18 protein-coding genes and 1 other annotated feature are annotated in these 17290 nt (G+C 43.8%); of the genes, 5 read left to right on the top strand and 13 right to left on the bottom strand.

The window, feature by feature from the left end; genetic code table 11:
* Entirely contained in the window at positions 1 to 1224 is a 1224-nt protein-coding gene (gene srmB / locus R7093_RS17710) for an ATP-dependent RNA helicase SrmB (RefSeq protein WP_005381797.1), read from the top strand.
* Positions 1225 to 1334: 110 nt separating this feature from the next.
* Here the strand turns inward: srmB and yaaA are convergent, their stop codons facing one another.
* Together yaaA and R7093_RS17700 are read right to left on the bottom strand one after the other, a co-directional pair.
* The gene (yaaA, locus tag R7093_RS17705) at positions 1335 to 2111 is read right to left on the bottom strand and encodes a peroxide stress protein YaaA (protein WP_005381798.1); all 777 of its coding nucleotides are present in this window, start codon (positions 2109 to 2111) and stop codon (positions 1335 to 1337) included.
* A gap of 110 nt (positions 2112 to 2221) precedes the next feature.
* A complete protein-coding gene (locus tag R7093_RS17700; protein WP_005381800.1) occupies positions 2222 to 3655 on the bottom strand; it encodes an alanine/glycine:cation symporter family protein in 1434 nt (477 codons plus the stop codon).
* A gap of 721 nt (positions 3656 to 4376) precedes the next feature.
* On the opposite strand from R7093_RS17700, the gene R7093_RS17695 reads away from it, so the two are divergent.
* The gene (locus R7093_RS17695) at positions 4377 to 4562 is read left to right on the top strand and encodes a DUF3545 family protein (RefSeq protein WP_005381805.1); all 186 of its coding nucleotides are present in this window, start codon (positions 4377 to 4379) and stop codon (positions 4560 to 4562) included.
* Between the two features lie 236 nt (positions 4563 to 4798).
* Here R7093_RS17695 and R7093_RS17690 read toward each other — a convergent pair whose 3' ends face one another.
* From R7093_RS17690 to nfo, 3 genes are all read right to left on the bottom strand, one after another.
* Positions 4799 to 5350 carry a hemerythrin domain-containing protein gene (locus R7093_RS17690; protein WP_005381807.1) on the bottom strand — a complete coding sequence of 184 codons (552 nt, stop codon included), beginning with the start codon at positions 5348 to 5350 and terminating at the stop codon, positions 4799 to 4801.
* A gap of 113 nt (positions 5351 to 5463) precedes the next feature.
* A complete protein-coding gene (gene ung / locus R7093_RS17685) occupies positions 5464 to 6144 on the bottom strand; it encodes a uracil-DNA glycosylase (RefSeq protein ID WP_149192034.1) in 681 nt (226 codons plus the stop codon).
* Between the two features lie 289 nt (positions 6145 to 6433).
* Entirely contained in the window at positions 6434 to 7318 is an 885-nt protein-coding gene (nfo, locus tag R7093_RS17680) for a deoxyribonuclease IV (protein ID WP_318146759.1), read from the bottom strand.
* A gap of 326 nt (positions 7319 to 7644) precedes the next feature.
* Here nfo and grcA point away from each other — a divergent pair, with 326 nt between their 5' ends.
* Positions 7645 to 8022 carry an autonomous glycyl radical cofactor GrcA gene (gene grcA, locus R7093_RS17675; RefSeq protein ID WP_005381814.1) on the top strand — a complete coding sequence of 126 codons (378 nt, stop codon included), beginning with the start codon at positions 7645 to 7647 and terminating at the stop codon, positions 8020 to 8022.
* Between the two features lie 111 nt (positions 8023 to 8133).
* Here the strand turns inward: grcA and R7093_RS17670 are convergent, their stop codons facing one another.
* The 5 genes from R7093_RS17670 to thrL all read right to left on the bottom strand — a co-directional run bounded on the left by R7093_RS17670 (position 8134) and on the right by thrL (position 13832).
* A complete protein-coding gene (locus R7093_RS17670) occupies positions 8134 to 8793 on the bottom strand; it encodes an NADPH-dependent FMN reductase (protein WP_053350217.1) in 660 nt (219 codons plus the stop codon).
* Between the two features lie 139 nt (positions 8794 to 8932).
* Positions 8933 to 10213, bottom strand: a complete 1281-nt coding sequence (gene thrC / locus R7093_RS17665) for a threonine synthase (protein ID WP_005381818.1) — start codon at positions 10211 to 10213, stop codon at positions 8933 to 8935.
* Positions 10210 to 11166: a homoserine kinase gene (thrB, locus tag R7093_RS17660; RefSeq protein WP_017635074.1), complete on the bottom strand. Its 957-nt coding sequence runs from the start codon at positions 11164 to 11166 to the stop codon at positions 10210 to 10212. Before thrB ends, thrC begins: the two co-directional genes overlap by 4 nt.
* A 20-nt stretch (positions 11167 to 11186) precedes the next feature.
* The gene (gene thrA, locus R7093_RS17655) at positions 11187 to 13646 is read right to left on the bottom strand and encodes a bifunctional aspartate kinase/homoserine dehydrogenase I (RefSeq protein WP_017821509.1); all 2460 of its coding nucleotides are present in this window, start codon (positions 13644 to 13646) and stop codon (positions 11187 to 11189) included.
* A gap of 53 nt (positions 13647 to 13699) precedes the next feature.
* Positions 13700 to 13819: a sequence feature (Thr leader region), on the bottom strand.
* On the bottom strand, positions 13755 to 13832 hold the full coding sequence (gene thrL / locus R7093_RS17650; RefSeq protein ID WP_074192076.1) for a thr operon leader peptide: 78 nt from the start codon (positions 13830 to 13832) through the stop codon (positions 13755 to 13757). Its footprint overlaps the feature before it by 65 nt.
* 423 nt (positions 13833 to 14255) lie before the next feature.
* Here thrL and R7093_RS17645 point away from each other — a divergent pair, with 423 nt between their 5' ends.
* Positions 14256 to 14726: a hypothetical protein gene (locus R7093_RS17645; protein ID WP_017821468.1), complete on the top strand. Its 471-nt coding sequence runs from the start codon at positions 14256 to 14258 to the stop codon at positions 14724 to 14726.
* Here the strand turns inward: R7093_RS17645 and R7093_RS17640 are convergent.
* Together R7093_RS17640 and R7093_RS17635 are read right to left on the bottom strand one after the other, a co-directional pair.
* Positions 14723 to 15205: a putative 4-hydroxy-4-methyl-2-oxoglutarate aldolase gene (locus R7093_RS17640; protein WP_258458303.1), complete on the bottom strand. Its 483-nt coding sequence runs from the start codon at positions 15203 to 15205 to the stop codon at positions 14723 to 14725. The genes R7093_RS17645 and R7093_RS17640 overlap by 4 nt on opposite strands.
* 64 nt (positions 15206 to 15269) lie before the next feature.
* Entirely contained in the window at positions 15270 to 15677 is a 408-nt protein-coding gene (locus R7093_RS17635; RefSeq protein ID WP_005381823.1) for a DUF3293 domain-containing protein, read from the bottom strand.
* Positions 15678 to 16038: 361 nt separating this feature from the next.
* Here R7093_RS17635 and arcA point away from each other — a divergent pair, with 361 nt between their 5' ends.
* On the top strand, positions 16039 to 16755 hold the full coding sequence (arcA, locus tag R7093_RS17630) for a two-component system response regulator ArcA (protein WP_005381824.1): 717 nt from the start codon (positions 16039 to 16041) through the stop codon (positions 16753 to 16755).
* 85 nt (positions 16756 to 16840) lie between these two features.
* Here the strand turns inward: arcA and R7093_RS17625 are convergent, their stop codons facing one another.
* Positions 16841 to 17290 (bottom strand): hypothetical protein, encoded by a 450-nt coding sequence (locus tag R7093_RS17625; RefSeq protein ID WP_005381825.1) that lies wholly within the window; start codon positions 17288 to 17290, stop codon positions 16841 to 16843.

Genomic DNA, 17290 nt, shown 5'->3' with positions numbered 1-17290 from the left:
GTGATCAGAACCTTTGCTGAACTTGATCTAGACCAAAACCTACTTGAAGCCATTGAAGAGATGGGTTACGAACGCCCAACAAAAATTCAGGCAGAAGCGATTCCACAAGCGTTGGACGGTCGTGACATTCTAGCGTCAGCGCCAACAGGAACTGGTAAAACGGCCGCCTTCGTCCTGCCAGCATTGCAATACTTGCAAGACTTCCCTCGTCGTAAGCCTGGACCTGCGCGTATTTTGATCCTAACGCCTACTCGCGAACTGGCGATGCAAATTGCCGATCAAGCACGTGCTTTGGCAAAAAATACCAAACTCAACATTTTCACCATCACTGGTGGTGTTCAGTACCAAGAGCACGCCGACATCCTTGCAACAACGCAAGACATTGTGGTTGCGACACCTGGCCGTTTAAAAGAATACATTGATGCAGAACGTTTTGATTGTCGTGCAATCGAATGGTTAATCCTTGATGAAGCAGACCGTATGCTAGATATGGGTTTTGCTCCTACTGTCGATCGCCTATCTAACGAATGTCGCTGGCGTAAGCAAACCCTTCTGTTCTCAGCAACGTTAGAAGGGAAAGGCGTAGAAGGCTTTACCGCTGATCTGTTGAATGACCCAGCAGAGATCGATGCAAAATCGCCGCTGCGTGAGCGTAAGAAAATTGCTCAGTGGTACCACCGAGCTGATGATGCTGAACACAAACTGGAATTACTAAAACACATTATTACTCAGCAAGCTGAGCGCACTATCGTCTTTTTAAAGACTCGTGAGCGTTTGGCTGAGCTACGAGCGCAGCTTGAAAGTGCACAGATTCCATGTTCTTGGATTCAAGGTGAAATGCCGCAAGATCGTCGTAATAATGCGATTTCTCGCTTCCGCGATGGTACTGTGAACGTGCTGCTCGCGACGGACGTTGCTGCGCGCGGTATCGATCTTCCGGATGTATCACACGTTATCAACTACGACATGCCACGCACGGCTGATGTTTACCTTCATCGTATCGGCCGTACTGCTCGCGCAGGTAAGAAAGGTAACGCTATCTCAATCGTAGAAGCACACGACCAACCAATGATGGATCGCGTTGCACGTTACGTGAAAGAAGACATCAAAGAGCGTTTCGTGAAAGAGATGCGTCCTAAACACAAAAAGCCTGTGTTTAAGAAGAAAAAGAAAAAAGACGACAAGAAAAAAGTAGCGAAAAAGAAAACCGCTAAGAAGAAGTAATCTTGTTGGGACCAAGTAGCTCAAGCTAGAAAATAACAAAGGGTTGGCAATGCCAACCCTTTTTTCGTTTGTGCTGATAGAGATTAACGTAGACTACGTCTCAATCAGCTTTATTTTTGCTCTTCGCGTTTAAATACTAACTCTGTTGGCGTCGATTCATCTTCCACAAAGTAGTAACCCGCCGTATCAAACTTAGCCAGGTCTGCTACGCTCTCAACACGGTTTTCAATGATGTAACGCGCCATCATACCGCGCGCTTTCTTCGCGTAAAAACTGATGACCTTGTATTGACCATTCTTACAATCTTTGAATACTGGCGTGATCACTTGCGCATCTAAATTCTTTGGCTTAACCGCTTTAAAGTATTCATTTGATGCAAGGTTGATAAGGACATTATCACCTTGAGCAGAAATCGCTTCGTTAAGCTTGTCCGTAATAACGTTGCCCCAAAACTGGTACAAGTTCGTACCCTTGTCGTTTGCAAGCTTGGTACCCATTTCAAGACGGTATGGCTGCATCAAATCAAGTGGTTTTAGTAAACCATAAAGACCCGATAGCATACGCAGATGATCTTGAGCATATTCGAAGTCCGCTTCAGATAAACTTTCGGCGTCTAGCCCTGTGTAAACGTCACCTTTAAATGCAAGAATGGCTTGTCGTGAGTTTTCCGTGGTAAACGTTTCACTCCACTCTTGGAATCGGCCCACATTTAAATCGGCAATCTTGTCGCTCACTTTCATTAAAGAGGCAACATCAGCAGGAGTCAGTTTGCGGCAAACATCGATAAGCTCTTTTGAGTATTCGACCAACTCAGGTTGAGTAAATTTTTCTGTCGCTAACGGAGACTCGTAATCAAGAGTCTTCGCTGGAGAAACTACGATAAGCATGACTTTCCCTTCTCTAATTTTGTTTTTAATAGGGTACAAAAAAAGCCATGCATTGTCTGCATGGCTTTTTACATCGTACTAATAGCTTTCAACTATGAGTGATAGCTCACTTAGTCTTTTTTATCGTTGTACCAAATGCCTTCTTCAAGCTGAGATTTCAGCTCTGGGAAATCATTCGCATCAAATGTTGGCACTTTGCCTTCACCAAGCTGGCGATTGTAATCTTTGGCCAGTTTAATCACGATGCCAGATAGCAAGATGATCGCCACCAAGTTGACTATCGCCATCAGACCCATAGAGACATCAGCAAGCGACCATACGACTGGTAACGAAGCTAGTGCACCAAACATCACCATACCAAGAACAATAACGCGGAAAATGCTTAAGCCCGCTTTATGATTGTGCTCTAGGAAGATTAAGTTCGTTTCAGCATACGAGTAGTTTGCAATGATTGAAGTAAACGCAAAGAAGAAGATTGCCACAGCAACAAAGATGCCGCCCCAATCGCCAACTTGTGAGCTCAATGCACGCTGAGTTAGCTCGATACCCGTCACTTCTGTTGCTTGACCGACATACTCACCAGACATCAGGATGATAGCCACTGTTGCAGAACAGATAACGATCGTATCCATGAACACGCCTAGCATCTGTACGTAACCTTGAGACGCTGGGTGTGGTGGGTAAGGTGTTGCTGAAGCTGCCGCGTTAGGTGCAGAACCCATACCTGCTTCATTCGAGAATAGACCGCGCTTGATACCGTTAATCATTGCCTGTGCAATTGCGTAGCCAAGACCACCTGCTGCTGCTTCTTGCAGACCAAATGCACTCTTAAAGATAAGCATCAATACATCAGGTAATTTCTCTAGGTTAGAGAACATGATGAACAGCGCTAGGGCTAGATAAAGTAGTGCCATGATCGGAACGATCATCTCAGCAACTCTTGCGATACGCTTGATGCCACCGAAAATAACAATTGCAGACAGTAAAACAACGGCAATACCGACATACAGGTTATTCCAACCAAATGCGTTGCTCATTGCATTGGCAATTGAGTTAGCTTGTACGGCGTTGAATACCAAACCAAAAGCGATGATTAGGAAAACTGAGAACAACACGCCCATCCAACGCATGCCCAGGCCTTTTTCCATGTAGTAGGCAGGGCCACCACGGTAGTTGCCATCATCATCTTTGGTTTTGTATAGCTGCGCCAGTGTGCTCTCAGCAAACGATGTTGCCATACCAAGCATTGCAATCAGCCACATCCAGAAGATCGCACCAGGACCACCCGCAGTCAATGCAACTGCAACGCCCGCCATGTTACCTGTACCAACACGTGCAGCAAGACTAGTACAAAGCGCTTGGAAAGAGGAAATACCAGCTTTGTCTGCTTTACGGCTGTTCTTAAGAACAGAGAACATGTGGCCGAAATGGCGGAACTGAATGAACCCTAATCGAACGGTGAAGTAAATACCAACACCAACAAGAAGATAAACCAGAATCGAGCCCCAGAGGAGATCGTTCATCAAATTGATTAAGTCTGTCATGTGTACCTCAAAGTGAGTTGCGCCAGTCTATGCGTCCTAGCCATCCACCAAATTGCCTGCTAAGTGTCAAAGTGTGCTTAGCTTTTTAAGTAATGTTTATGGGCAATCTAGAATCGTAAACGTCGCTTCATGCATCCATTTTACGTACCAGCGTATTTTTTGACGGGCGGATAATGCAACCTAGGAGCGCAAAAATCAATATGCAACAACATGAATAACATTGTTATTTTTCACTATAAAGTCACCAAAAAATAACATAAATAGAAGACTTAACACTCAAACTGCGCAACATTTCAATTACCAAACACCAACATAAATAATTATTCTTCATTAAATGGAATGGTAAACCGTATAAACAAGAACAAGCTAGTATTCACAAGGTGTTACATAAATTTACGCTAGTGACTTACCATCTAATTGAACACTATTTCATCAAACTGATTTTATGCAACTTTAACCTTTGCGCAGTACACCCATTCATCAAATCGAATTAACATAGAAAATCTCTCTATTTAATCGTTTTCTTGAGATCGTTTGTGCATTTTTTATCCACATCGTTGCAATAAAAAGTGTGATTTTGAGAATATTTTTGCACGAAAATGTCATGCTACCGACACAAATGCGAAATATATCATGGTTATTCTCACGGCTATTGTGGTACTTAAAAAACTCCACAAGGACTGGTTACAACAGTTTAGCTTAAGAAAGGTAAAGGTGGCTTATGGAAGGCTTTCAACTAGATGACATTTTTAATCTGGATACTACCTCAACAACCAAATCTCGTGCCAAACCAGTAAAGCGAAAGTGGCGTGAAATAGAAGAGATGAACGACAGACGCAATTTGCTTAAAGAGCTGCGCGAACTTGATGTCTGTACCGATTATAACTTGGAAGACATTAAACTCTAATTCAAACAAAAGGCACCTTACGGGTGCCTTTTGTTTTTTGTTTACAGTGACCGTAAACACCGTGAGTTTATGTACCAAGGTTTAAGTATGAATACCATTATTACTCAATGAGAATCTTCCGTACTTTTTGCCGAAAAATATGCACACGAAATTTTCGGTTGATTCCCAATAAATAAGAAATGTATCTCACAAACCCGAGATACGACTTTCGCTCGCTCAGGTTTCATCACTCAGGCTTAAACATACTCAGTATCACTTTGACGAACACGTTCGGCCAACTGCTTATAACGATCAGCAATCGTGTCACCAAACACAGGATCATCCTCACTGACGCTCCATAAGCTCTCGACATGCTGCCAATCTTCTGTGGTAAATAACTCTTCAATGAGAGGCAAAATTTTTCGCTCTTCTAGCTCCAAGTGGTGCCTTTGCGATTCTATGAAATCTTCTAGGTGAGCGACAAACATGTCTTGTGGCACAACAGCATCCTGAAGGATCATCTCTATCACGGATGAAAACTCTCTGGTTTTACTCGCTAACTCTAGATGTTCTTTCTCTAAATTTTCCATGGTTTGTTGCTTACCATAGTGTTCAAGAAAGTGGTGATAGAGGATATCTTCTTTCGGGTGGTGTACTTTCTCCGAATGATTAGAGAGGTAATCAACAATCTCGCTTACTAACGCATAGTTGATTACACGTTCTTTTTTTATCTCATTAAGCTTATGGCGCAGTATCGCCAACAGACGAACCATATAACCATGTTCGCGTCGAATTCTTTCGATCATCATAGCGTCTCTCCTTAACACCTACTTTTAGTAAGTGTACATGAGAAATTTACTATCAGCCTCGAGCGTGCTCAAAAAAACAGCGATCATAGCATCCATGATCGCTGTCTCTTCATTTATACCGTTAATGGCAAATGCCAGTTAATTGGTGCTTTTTCTTGTGATGTAAGCAACTGGTTTGCTTGAGAGAAATGCTTACAACCGAAAAAGCCTCGATGTGCCGATAACGGCGATGGATGCGGTGCTGCCAAGACATGGTGTTTATTGCGATCGATAAAACGACCTTTCTTCTGTGCATGTGAACCCCACAGCAGGAACACTACACCTTCTTGATGCTGATTAATGGCTTCAATCACTCGATCAGTAAACGTTTCCCAACCTGTCTTTGAATGTGAATGCGCTTTACCTTGCTCCACCGTTAATACCGTATTGAGTAACAATACGCCTTGTTCAGCCCAGCTTTGCAAAAAACCATGTTGAGGGATTTGGAAACCTTCAATATCTTGCGCCAGCTCTTTATACATATTAACCAGTGACGGTGGCGTTTTAATGCCAGGAAGTACAGAGAAACACAGGCCATGCGCCTGATTTGGGCCGTGGTATGGGTCTTGTCCTAGAATCACGACCTTAACGTCTTTGAACTCGGTAAAACGAAACGCGTTAAAGACATCTTTTGTGGGAGGAAAAATAGCTTTGCCTGCGGCGCGTTCGGCTTCAACAAAATTCAAGGTGTCTACAAAGTAGCTCTGCTTTTTCTCTTCGCCGATCACATCGTGCCAAGTGGGTGACTGATTCATGGAAAGTTCCTGTCCTAAATTTTGCTTCTATTCTAACGAGCGAAACTCAAACAAACAAAAACTTACCACGAACTTGAGACAAGCAATAAAAGACTAATGCTTCTGTGGCGTTCGAAAATGCCCCTGTCCGGTAATGTGACGATTAGGAATCGGTAAGCGAAGCACGCGACGAGTGTAAGCATAAGGAGTAAAAGAGAGTGGTCGAGACATGTTGGCATCCTTCTTTGCTAATTCAGAGATTGATGTTCAATGACTAAGAAAGAAAGGTGCCAACTTTGTGGTTACGCCATTAACTGTCAATGGCCGCTAAATGGAATTGACGCAACGTGTTGATCTCTTGCTGCCAAATATCTGGATCAATTGTTTCTAAAATCAGAGGGATACCATCAAAACGAGGGTCTTTCGCGATGTACTCAAAGCAATCCCACCCGATCTCTCCTTTACCAAGAGAATGGTGGCGATCTACTTTGCTGGCAAACTCTACTTTTGAATCATTTAGATGCATTGCTCTTAAATAGTGCATACCTACTATACGGTCGAACTCTGCAAAGATGCGCTTGCAATCTTCTTTTGTACGTAAGTCATAACCAGCCGTAAAGGTATGGCAGGTATCAATACAAACGCCGACACGATCTTTATCTTCCACTTGCTCGATGATTTCAGCAAGGTGCTCAAACTTCCAGCCTAAGTTAGTGCCTTGACCTGCCGTATTCTCGATAACAGCGATCACATTCGGCACCGCTTTATGCGCAAGATTGATCGACTCGGCGATCGTCGCGAGGCACTCCTGTTCAGAGACTTTCTTTAAGTGACTACCCGGATGGAAGTTAAGCAAAGTCAGCCCCAACTGATTACAACGCTCCATTTCATCAATAAATGCCGCGCGGGATTTATTCAGCTTTTCTTCTTCCGACGCACCCAAGTTAATCAGATAAGAATCATGGGGAAGAATATGTTCTGCTCCGAAACCCAGCATTTTACAGTTCGCTTTAAACGCACTGATGGTTTTTGCTTCTAAAGGCTTCGCCACCCACTGGCGTTGGTTTTTTGTAAATAGTGCGAATGCATTCGCGCCAATTTCACGAGCTCTCAACGGAGCTTGATCGACCCCACCAGCAGCAGAGACATGTGCACCAATGAGTTTATTCCCAAGCTTGTTTTTCATGTTTGTCATTTAATCACTTTAGACTTTCAGTATTGCTACCTAAATACAGATAGTTGCGTTAACCAGTTTAAACTTCAATCTCAATTTGTAGTAAATTTACAACAAAACTAGTTATTAAATATTTTTTATATTATCAAATAAATTGTAATTAGTTTGTTTTCAAAGGTTTTATTGATTTAACTCAATAAAATTACCTTAATAAAAATAATGTTTTTGGTTGTTTATTGACTTAAATCAATATTAAAATAGTGGATATTAGCTATATAATACTCAGCTCAACGAAAATTCGAAAATTAACACCAATAATCACCACGTAAGTGGTCTAGGAGATAGTGATGATCCAAGGTATCCAAATTACAAAAGCGGCAAACGACGACCTACTAAACTCTATCTGGCTATTAGATAGCGAAAAAAATGAAGCTCGTTGTGTTGCTGCAACTGCTGGCTACGAAGCAGACCAAGTTATCGCAATCAGCGACCTAGGTGAATACGAAAGCCGTGAAGTTGCAATCGAAACTGCTCCTCGTATCGAAGGCGGCCAACACCTAAACGTGAACGTGCTTAAACGCGAAACACTAGAAGATGCAGTTGCACACCCAGAGAAATACCCACAACTAACTATTCGTGTTTCTGGTTACGCAGTACGTTTTAACTCGCTAACTCCAGAGCAACAACGTGATGTAATCGCTCGTACTTTTACTGAGACTCTATAATCTCTCAGTAAACTAGCTCGCTAGAATTTAAAAAGCTTGGTCTGCAATGACCAAGCTTTTTTTGTTTCAGAATCCTTCTAAACCCTTTCTATAATGGAAAGCAACTCGCCTCTAAGGTGCATTTCTTTGCGAAGGATCTTTCTGAAACGCTTGCGCTAAAGAGGTTGGATCACGCCTATCTCTTTGCAGTGACGCCCCTTCTGCCCACCAAATCAATTGATGCATAGTGCGATTCATATAGTTGTCCCACTGCGTCTGCTCCGACTCATCCTCAGCAACGCCCTGTTCATCAAACACTTCTTGCGCTTTCGGAATGTGGATCATCGCAGAGACAGGTAGACATCCAAGTTCAGATAAGAAGGTACGCATAGAAACGGCAGCTCTAACACCACCCCATTGTCCGGCAGAATAGGTCACGATAGCACTCGGCTTGTAAGAAAACAGCGAACTGCCGAAATGGTTAAGCGTGTTCGCCAGAGCAGGACTCATCGAATGGTTATATTCCGGGCTAACCATCACATACCCATCCGCATGTTTGATTTTGTCTGCCAGCTCACTTAGGTTCTGCGGAACTTTAGAGCGGTGATAAGCAAACTCGGGCTTAAACACATCACCAAAGTCGTAATTCAAAGGGTCGATGATTTCGACCGTATGTTGCGAATGTTGACTCGCGATGAGTTTTTCACACGCTTTACTGACTCGCATTCCTAAACGGGCTGGTCGTGGTGGCGTGCTGTCTCTCACTGAGCCAAGAAAAATCAAAAAATGCATGCTTCTCTTTCCATCTCATTTAGTTAAGTTCGTTTCTCAATCATAAAGAGAGTCAAAACTTACCGACAATAAAAAAGGTGAATGATTACTCATTCACCTCTCGTTATTTCTGTTTTTGATACTTACTATACTTTGAAGCTTACTGCACGCGGCGCAGTACTTGTTTCAATGCGTCAAAGTCTGCGTCGAGCTCTTCCGATAGCAGCTCCATCGCAGCGTGCTTCGCTAGTGGCGCAGGAAGCTCGATATCGGATTCTAGAATATCATCCACGACTTCTTTGAACTTCGCAGGGTGAGCAGTACATAGGAACAGACCGGTTTCACCGTCTTGCAATTGTTCTTCAAGCACTCGGTAAGCAATCGCACCATGCGGTTCGCATAGGTAGCCTAGAGCATGTAAATCTTTCACTGACTGTGCGCTTTGCTCATCAGATACTGCGCCTTTACCTAACGTCTCCAAGCCCCACTCTTTCACGCGGCACAGCTCTTCAATACGAGGCCAGTTGTTTGGTTGGCTCACGTCCATCGCGTTCGATGTTGTTGCGACTGTTGGTTTTGGCTCCCACTTACCTGTTTCTAGGTAGCGAGGAACAGTGTCATTGGCATTAGTTGCCGCGATAAAGCGTTTGATAGGCAAGCCCAGCGCTTTTGCCAGTAGACCAGCAGTTAGGTTACCAAAGTTACCACTTGGTACTGATACCACTAGGTTTTCACGCTCTTGCTTGCTCATTTGCGCAGCTGCTTCAAAGTAGTAACAGATTTGCGCCATCAAACGGCTGATGTTGATTGAGTTTGCAGAGTTCAGACCGATCTCTTCACGCAGTGCTGAATCATCAAAAGCTTGCTTAACCAGTGCCTGACACGCATCGAAGTCGCCATCGATCGCGACAGTGTGAATGTTTTTACCAAGCGTACAGAATAACTTCTCTTGCAGTGGGCTGATTTTTCCTTTCGGGTAAAGAATCACAACATTGATGTCTTCCATACCGTAGAAAGCATGCGCAACGGCTGCGCCAGTATCGCCAGACGTTGCCGTCAGAATGGTGATCTTGCCGCCGTCCGAAACCGCAGCAAGAGATTGCGCCATAAAGCGACCACCAAAGTCTTTAAACGCAAGCGTTGGACCATGGAACAGTTCCAGTGCATAAACACCGTCTTTTACTTGGTTGATAGGCGCAGGGAATTGAAACGCAGCATCAACAAGGGCATTCACTTGCTCCTCTGTAAGTTCATCTCCAATTAACGCCGATAGAATCTTAGTGCTACGAGAGACAAAGTCTTCTGCAAGCAGCGCATCGATATCTTCAAATTTTGGTAATTCCGATGGAAAGAATAGACCTTGGTTACGGCCTAACCCTTGGCGAACGGCTTGGCCAAAGGAAACTTGTTCATCATTTTCTTTTATATTGTAAAGCTTCATAGCTCACTTCCTGTTACTTTCGAACCCTGCTTATCTAGACGACAAACGTGGACGAATCCTTCTTCGTTTTGTACGTAGTTTTGTTCTAACCAGCGAGCAACTCGCTCAGCGACATCTTTCTCTTTGCAAATACTGAACAGTGTCGGACCACTGCCAGAAATACCGGTTGCCAATGCACCCGCAGACGCTGCGTATTGACGTGCATTCGCAAAACCTGGAAGCAGTTTCTCACGATACGGTTCTGCGATCACGTCTTTGATCATTTTTGCAGCAAGTTCTGGCTGACCAGAATGACACGCATGAATAAAGCCCGCAAGGTGGCGACCATGAGCAATGATATCTTGTCGGCGGTATTGAGATGGTAGGATCTCACGCGCTTCCGCCGTTGATACCTTGATACCCGGATACGCCATCACCCAGTACCAATCATCAAAGCAAGGTACTTCTTGACTGATGATACCCAACTCTTCAAGCATCAGTTGCACACCACCAAGGTAACATGGCGCAACGTTGTCGTAGTGAATACCACCAGAGATCTTGCCTTCCATCTCTCCCATCAGCGCTAGTAATTCTGTCTCGTTAAGTGGCTGTCCATGGAATCGGTTCAATGCATCTAATGCAGCAACGATAGAACATGCACTTGAGCCTAAACCAGAGCCAATTGGCATGTTCTTTTCTAGCGTCATCTCAAGTGGTTTTAGCTCAACGCCTTTTTTGTCTAACTCACGAGCAAACACAAGCCAACAGTCGTAGACGATGTTCTCTTTTGGTTCAGTTGGCAATTTCTCAACAAAATCACCCGCCGTTTTAAGGCTGAACGGGTCAGCCCCAGATTTCACCAATACACGGTCACCCAATAGTGTGCCATCCACTGGAGACACGGCAGCCCCCAGCACATCAAAGCCAACGCTTACATTACCAATTGATGCTGGGGCATAAACCACTACATCCATATCACTTGAACTCATTATTGTTATACCCCTAGTTTCCAACCTAAAGTACGCATCACGTCAGAAAATACACCCGCAGCCGTTACTTCGGTGCCTGCACCATAGCCACGTAACACTAGTGGGATTGGCTGATAGTAACGGCTGTAAAATGCCAGTGCGTTTTCACCGTCCTTGATTTTATACATTGGATCGTTTTCATCCACCGCAGCGATGCTTACTGTGCACTTGCCCTCATTAATCTCACCAACGTAGCGCAGTACTTTGCCTTCTTCCGCTGCCTTTGCAGATAATTCTTTAAAGTAGGCGTCTGCTTCAGGTAAACGCGCCATAAATTCATCAACGCTACCAGAATCATCAAAACCTGGTGGCAGTGCTTGATCAACCACAACGTCTTCTAGTTCTAGAGACATGCCTGCTTCACGAGCTAGGATCAGAAGCTTACGCGCGACATCCATACCAGAAAGGTCATCACGAGGATCCGGTTCAGTAAAACCATTTTCTTTTGCGATATTAGTTGCTTCACTTAGGCTCATACCTTCATCTAACTTACCGAAGATGTATGACAGAGAGCCAGAAAGAATACCGCTGAAGCGCTCTAGCTCATCACCCGCTGAGATTAGGTTTTGCAGGTTTTCGATTACCGGTAGACCCGCCCCCACAGTTGTTTCGTACATCAGCTTGCGACGAGAGCTGCGCGCAACATCGCGAAGCTGATGGTAGTAAGCCATGCTTGCTGTATTTGCTTTTTTATTTGGTGTAACGACATGGAAACCAGCAGCTAGGAAATCAGCGTATTGATTCGCAATATCTTCACTTGATGTACAGTCAACCAATACTGGGTTGATGATGTGGTTACGTTGAACCAAAGAAATCAAACGCGCTAGGCTGAACTCTTCTGTCGCTGCCGACATACGATCACGCCAATGATCGAGTGGCAGACCTTCACTATCAAGCAGAAGACCTTTGCTGTTTGCCAAGCCACACACGCGAATAACGATGCCTTTTTCCGCAAGCTTCGCCTGTTGACGCTCGATCTGATCCACCAGCTCACCACCAACGCCACCAATACCAACCACGAATACGTCTAAGAAGTGCTTAGAGTTGAATAGGTTTTCGTGACACGCTTTGATCGCTTCAGAGATTTTATCTTCAGGAATCACGGCTGAGATAGCACGCTCAGATGAGCCCTGTGCGATGGCTACAATGTTTACGTTCACTTCAGCAAGAGATGAGAAGAAGCGAGATGCAACACCGCGCGATGTACGCATGCCGTCACCAACCAACGTTATGATTGAAACATTATCAATAAACTCGACCGGCTCTAATAAGCTATCTTTCAGTTCCAACTCAAACGCATCGGCCAGTACTTGTTGCGCTTTTGCTTTATCTTCTGCCTCAATACAGAAGCTAATGCTGTACTCAGAAGAAGACTGAGTAATAAGAACAATAGACACACCAGCGGAAGACATTGCGCCAAATACGCGGCTTGCCATGCCAACCATACCCTTCATACCTGGGCCGGAGACGTTAACCATAGTTAGGTCGTTTAGCGTCGTGATACCTTTGATCGCCAGATTGTCTTCACCAGTGTCTTGCCCAATCAAAGTTCCTGCACCTTGTGGGTTAAAGCTGTTTTTGATCAGACATGGGATGTGGAACTGTGCGATTGGGGCGATGGTTTTCGGGTGCAGAACGGAAGCACCGAAGTAAGAAAGCTCCATCGCTTCTTGATAGCTAAGAGATTTAAGTAGGCGAGCATCTTCGACTAAGCGAGGGTCACAGTTGTACACACCATCTACGTCTGTCCAGATCTCACAGCAATCTGCGCGCAGACACGCCGCAAGAACCGCCGCCGAATAATCAGAGCCATTGCGACCAAGTGTTACCAATTCACCTTTCTCGTTACCTGCGGTAAAGCCAGGCATGATGTTCACATGACCTTGAGGAAGAGGATTCTGGCGGAAGTTCTGAGTCGAAACTTCAACATCGACCATGGCTTCAAGGTGATCACCTTTTGCGTATAGGTATTCAACTGGGTCGATAAGATGTGCAGGCTGGCCTTTGGCTTCTAACACCGCTTTCATCAATTGAATCGAAACGCGTTCGCCTTTGCTAATAATACGTGCATTAACATTGTTTGGGCACATGCCAAGAAGATTGATGCCATGAACGAATTGGCGTAATTGAGAGAGAGAAGTTTTCACTTGGTTATCGAAAGCTGAACCATCGATATTGGGTAGTACTGCTTGGACTTGAGTGAAGAGCGTTTTAAACGACTCCTCCAACTCTTTGATTTGTAGTTCTGCTTCACCATTGCGCAATGCGCCTTCAATGACCGCAACCAATTTGTTTGTTGTTTTACCAGGAGCGGAAAGAACAACCGCCACTTCTTCTTGTTGAGCGTTATTGGCAATAATGTCTGCCGCTCTCAAAAAGCGATCTGCATCAGCTAGTGATGATCCGCCAAACTTCAATACTCGCATCCCTTCCTCCGGTATATCTTCTTAAATTTGTCTAAATTCTGGATAAAAAAGCATAAAAAAAGGCCTGTATCTTGTTGGATACAGGCCTTTTTTGTGAATTTCTTTCGCTCAGCAGCCTGCCCCAACATGTGTCGTGTCGGTAATAATAATGGTCGTGGTCATTACTACTAGGCTGTTAGATGGCATAAATAAATATTCAACGTTAATTGTGTTTGCTTAACTCTACGTTTACCGAGTTTCTGATACATAGTCAACAAAAAATTGTTTGTTTTTCCATCTTTCAGAGAATTCTGCTAAGCAATGTCATTGATATTTATAGTTAATTACACATTATTGATCATTTAAAAATCTACAGTTAGTTTTTGTAAAGGACTTAACCATCATCACCAGTTCGGTTTTTTATCTAATAACTAGTCTGATCTTTGCCATAAAACGTACGATCAAATAATTCGAGAGGGTTGTGACACATAACAACAACTTAACTGTGACTTATGTTCATAGGATCGAATTATTTAGAAAATAGGTGAGCTAGCTTTCATATTCTATGCTTTAATAGTGGGAAGCTTTGGGCGCATACTAATAAAAAAGTTGACACAAGGAGTGGTGAACATGAAAAGAGGGCTTTTTCTGTTGCTGTTTTTTGTGCCTGGTGTTTGTCTAGCAAACGAGCTTCCGCCGCTTCCAGGTAAAATATCCCCTTCTCCTCATAAACTATTCATTTCCAGCGACAGTTATCAGTCTGACAGTTTTGATGTTTGGAATATCGATACGGGTTACGCTTACGAACTTTTTGATTCGGTAGACGTTTATGTCGGTGCGCGAGTCAATAACTCTCCTACCAAAAATCAAAGTGGTTTTTTGAGTGGGATCAGCTATCACTTTAATGATCGTGTCACGCTGAAAAGTACAGTTCGCTCTTACAAGAATGAAACAGCGGAAGGTATTCGCCAAGACGACAGTAGCCTCGCGGCTGAAGTATCAAGTCGCGTAAAAATTACCGATAAACTGGATCTTCACGCGACTCTTGATTACCAAGATTGGCAACAAGGCTTTGAGGTTGGTTTAGGCTTTCGTTTTTAGAAGTCCAGCTTTTGCTTAGAAATCAACACACCGTTCCAGTCCGCGTAAACGTAGTGCTTAGGTTGAACGATTTGGTTTTGCATCGTTAAGGTTACGTTTACCTCTCCTATCCCGCGTTTCTCTGTTTTAAACGGGTTAGTTCCAAGAGCTTGAACGCCAATGTCCATTTGAGATATTTGTGCTACGTCGCGTATTGCACCATAGACAATGATACCTTCCCACCCATTTTCTATTCCGAGTATCGCTAATTGATCGCCGAGTAATGCTCTCTGACACGATCCATGTCCGTCAACAATCAATACTTTACCCGTTCCATCTTCGCCCAGTACTTCACGCACTTTCGAGTTATCGAGATAGCAGCGCACCGTAACGATTTCACCGTAAAAAGCGCTACGTTGACCAAAGTTCTGCAATGGTAAAGTAAGCAAGCTCACTTGGTCTTCAAATTGGTCACAAATATCGGGTGTAATGTCTCTCATATTTCCTCCGTGAATTTTCTCACCCAAGCGGTGCTTCAGTGAGCAGTATCCTTTTCTATACCTTCTATACGAGCCGAGGTTTAATGGAGCCTAACGTATGAAAAACTTTCGGCTGCGAGCACGCAATAAGATAAAGTTGGTCATTAATGACGTAATAAATCGCGTTTTGTTGAAAGTCACTCGCCAATTCAACGGCTACCTCTGGCGACAACTCGACGGCAAAGCTTTCCTCATACCATGTAAAAGCGCTATCACCTACCGTGACAGGCGCGTAATTAACGTGCTGTAGCTGTTTTTCTAACGCGTGATTGTTTATGCTGTTCTCTTCTTTGGACCTCAAGTTACTGTATGGGTTCCAAGCGGTTATCACAGCATAGTTTGAAACACGCCACTCGGCTTCGAATCTGAAAAAAGATTCTGAATAAGCATTCCATAACGATGCGTCTATGTTCTTATTACTTTTTTCTATCATAAGTCTTAAACGATTAATAACAGTTACATTTCATCAATTGATATAAATCAACAAACTGAATGGAATTAACATTTGAGCATTGTTAGCATGCTGTTAACAATATAAAATCCGCTCAATATCTTAGGGTGTTTACGTTTCAGGCCCCACTGAAAGCAGGAAATGAAAGGTAAACAAGCCCTTTAGAATAAACGTCGCCATTGGATACTGGTGAGTTGGCAAAATTCCATGGAGGGCGGATAACTGAAAGAAGTGTTTTTTTGATCAACTTGATTTATTATCAAAATCACATTACCTGTATGTTATATTTTTGCCTAGAATTTATTCTATTAGCACAATTTTGTCACAAATTTAGGTACCGCCAATGCAAACCCCGCAGATTCTTATCGTTGAAGATGAGCAAGTAACTCGTAACACTCTTAAGAGTATTTTTGAAGCAGAGGGATACGCTGTTTTTGAAGCCAGTGACGGTGAAGAGATGCACCAAGTGTTGTCTGATAACTCAGTCAACTTGGTTATTATGGACATTAATCTTCCAGGCAAGAATGGCCTTCTACTAGCGCGTGAATTACGCGAGCAAGCGAACATTGCTTTAATGTTCCTGACAGGCCGTGACAATGAAGTAGACAAGATCCTAGGTCTTGAGATTGGTGCAGATGACTACATCACTAAACCATTCAACCCACGTGAACTAACTATTCGTGCACGTAACCTACTTAGTCGCTCAATGAGCTCTAACGCGGTGCAAGAAGAGAAGCGCTCGGTAGAAAAGTATGAATTCAACGGTTGGGTACTAGACATCAACAGCCGCTCTCTAGTAAGCCCTGCTGGTGATAGCTACAAGCTACCTCGCTCTGAGTTCCGCGCATTACTGCACTTCTGTGAGAACCCGGGTAAGATTCAAACTCGTGCAGATCTTCTTAAGAAGATGACTGGTCGTGAACTTAAGCCACACGACCGTACTGTAGACGTAACGATTCGTCGTATCCGTAAGCACTTTGAGTCTGTTTCAGGTACGCCAGAAATCATCGCCACTATCCACGGCGAAGGTTACCGCTTCTGTGGCGATCTAGAAGACTAGATTTAACCGCTAATATGCAAAGGGCTTGCTCATTGAGCAAGCCCTTTTTGTTTTAGGTCTAACGACTAATGCAACATCATTGCGGTTAATAAACCTTGTTAATCTTCACGTACTTTTCGACTAACCAACGCTGTTTACCCGCATCGTCTAGAAGCACTGCGATATCAACCGATTTTTCTGTGTTCACATCAATGTGAGACGAGAACGCCACCTCCCATCGGCTTTCACTGTGCGTTCGAGTATCTAAAGACGCACTGTCCACCAACCACTCTTTTTGCCCCTGTTTAATAATAAGAGCTTCTGCCGTTAGATTTGCAGGAAGTAACTGATCTCCTTCGAGGTAAAGTGCACCTTGAATACTTTGCTCTTCCACGTCCCCAATATTCGGCATGAGGTTCACCCATAAATTACTTTTGAGCTCAACATTAACCTCATTAATCGTAATCTGACTGTTTTGTTGCCAATTCACATTTGGAACGGAACTACAGCCTGCCATCAATGCCATGGCTAATGCCAATGGTGCGATTCTTTTCAT

This window comes from Vibrio sp. 1580, assembly GCF_033340055.1.
The sequence above is the reverse complement of the archived record's forward strand: the minus strand, read 5'-3'. Positions and strand labels throughout refer to the sequence as shown.

What these genes read in the sequence shown, in the direction of transcription:
- nfo (WP_318146759.1), bottom strand. Translation starts at nt 7,318, where the DNA reads ATGACAAACATGAAAAACAAGCTTGGGAATAAACTCATTGGTGCACAT.
- R7093_RS17700 (WP_005381800.1), bottom strand. Translation starts at nt 3,655, where the DNA reads ATGACAGACTTAATCAATTTGATGAACGATCTCCTCTGGGGCTCGATT.
- R7093_RS17670 (WP_053350217.1), bottom strand. Translation starts at nt 8,793, where the DNA reads ATGCATTTTTTGATTTTTCTTGGCTCAGTGAGAGACAGCACGCCACCA.
- R7093_RS17695 (WP_005381805.1), top strand. Translation starts at nt 4,377, where the DNA reads ATGGAAGGCTTTCAACTAGATGACATTTTTAATCTGGATACTACCTCA.
- R7093_RS17640 (WP_258458303.1), bottom strand. Translation starts at nt 15,205, where the DNA reads ATGAGAGACATTACACCCGATATTTGTGACCAATTTGAAGACCAAGTG.
- yaaA (WP_005381798.1), bottom strand. Translation starts at nt 2,111, where the DNA reads ATGCTTATCGTAGTTTCTCCAGCGAAGACTCTTGATTACGAGTCTCCG.
- thrC (WP_005381818.1), bottom strand. Translation starts at nt 10,213, where the DNA reads ATGAAGCTTTACAATATAAAAGAAAATGATGAACAAGTTTCCTTTGGC.
- thrA (WP_017821509.1), bottom strand. Translation starts at nt 13,646, where the DNA reads ATGCGAGTATTGAAGTTTGGCGGATCATCACTAGCTGATGCAGATCGC.
- R7093_RS17635 (WP_005381823.1), bottom strand. Translation starts at nt 15,677, where the DNA reads ATGATAGAAAAAAGTAATAAGAACATAGACGCATCGTTATGGAATGCT.
- R7093_RS17645 (WP_017821468.1), top strand. Translation starts at nt 14,256, where the DNA reads ATGAAAAGAGGGCTTTTTCTGTTGCTGTTTTTTGTGCCTGGTGTTTGT.
- arcA (WP_005381824.1), top strand. Translation starts at nt 16,039, where the DNA reads ATGCAAACCCCGCAGATTCTTATCGTTGAAGATGAGCAAGTAACTCGT.
- R7093_RS17690 (WP_005381807.1), bottom strand. Translation starts at nt 5,350, where the DNA reads ATGATGATCGAAAGAATTCGACGCGAACATGGTTATATGGTTCGTCTG.
- thrL (WP_074192076.1), bottom strand. Translation starts at nt 13,832, where the DNA reads ATGCCATCTAACAGCCTAGTAGTAATGACCACGACCATTATTATTACC.
- ung (WP_149192034.1), bottom strand. Translation starts at nt 6,144, where the DNA reads ATGAATCAGTCACCCACTTGGCACGATGTGATCGGCGAAGAGAAAAAG.
- R7093_RS17625 (WP_005381825.1), bottom strand. Translation starts at nt 17,290, where the DNA reads ATGAAAAGAATCGCACCATTGGCATTAGCCATGGCATTGATGGCAGGC.
- grcA (WP_005381814.1), top strand. Translation starts at nt 7,645, where the DNA reads ATGATCCAAGGTATCCAAATTACAAAAGCGGCAAACGACGACCTACTA.
- thrB (WP_017635074.1), bottom strand. Translation starts at nt 11,166, where the DNA reads ATGGATGTAGTGGTTTATGCCCCAGCATCAATTGGTAATGTAAGCGTT.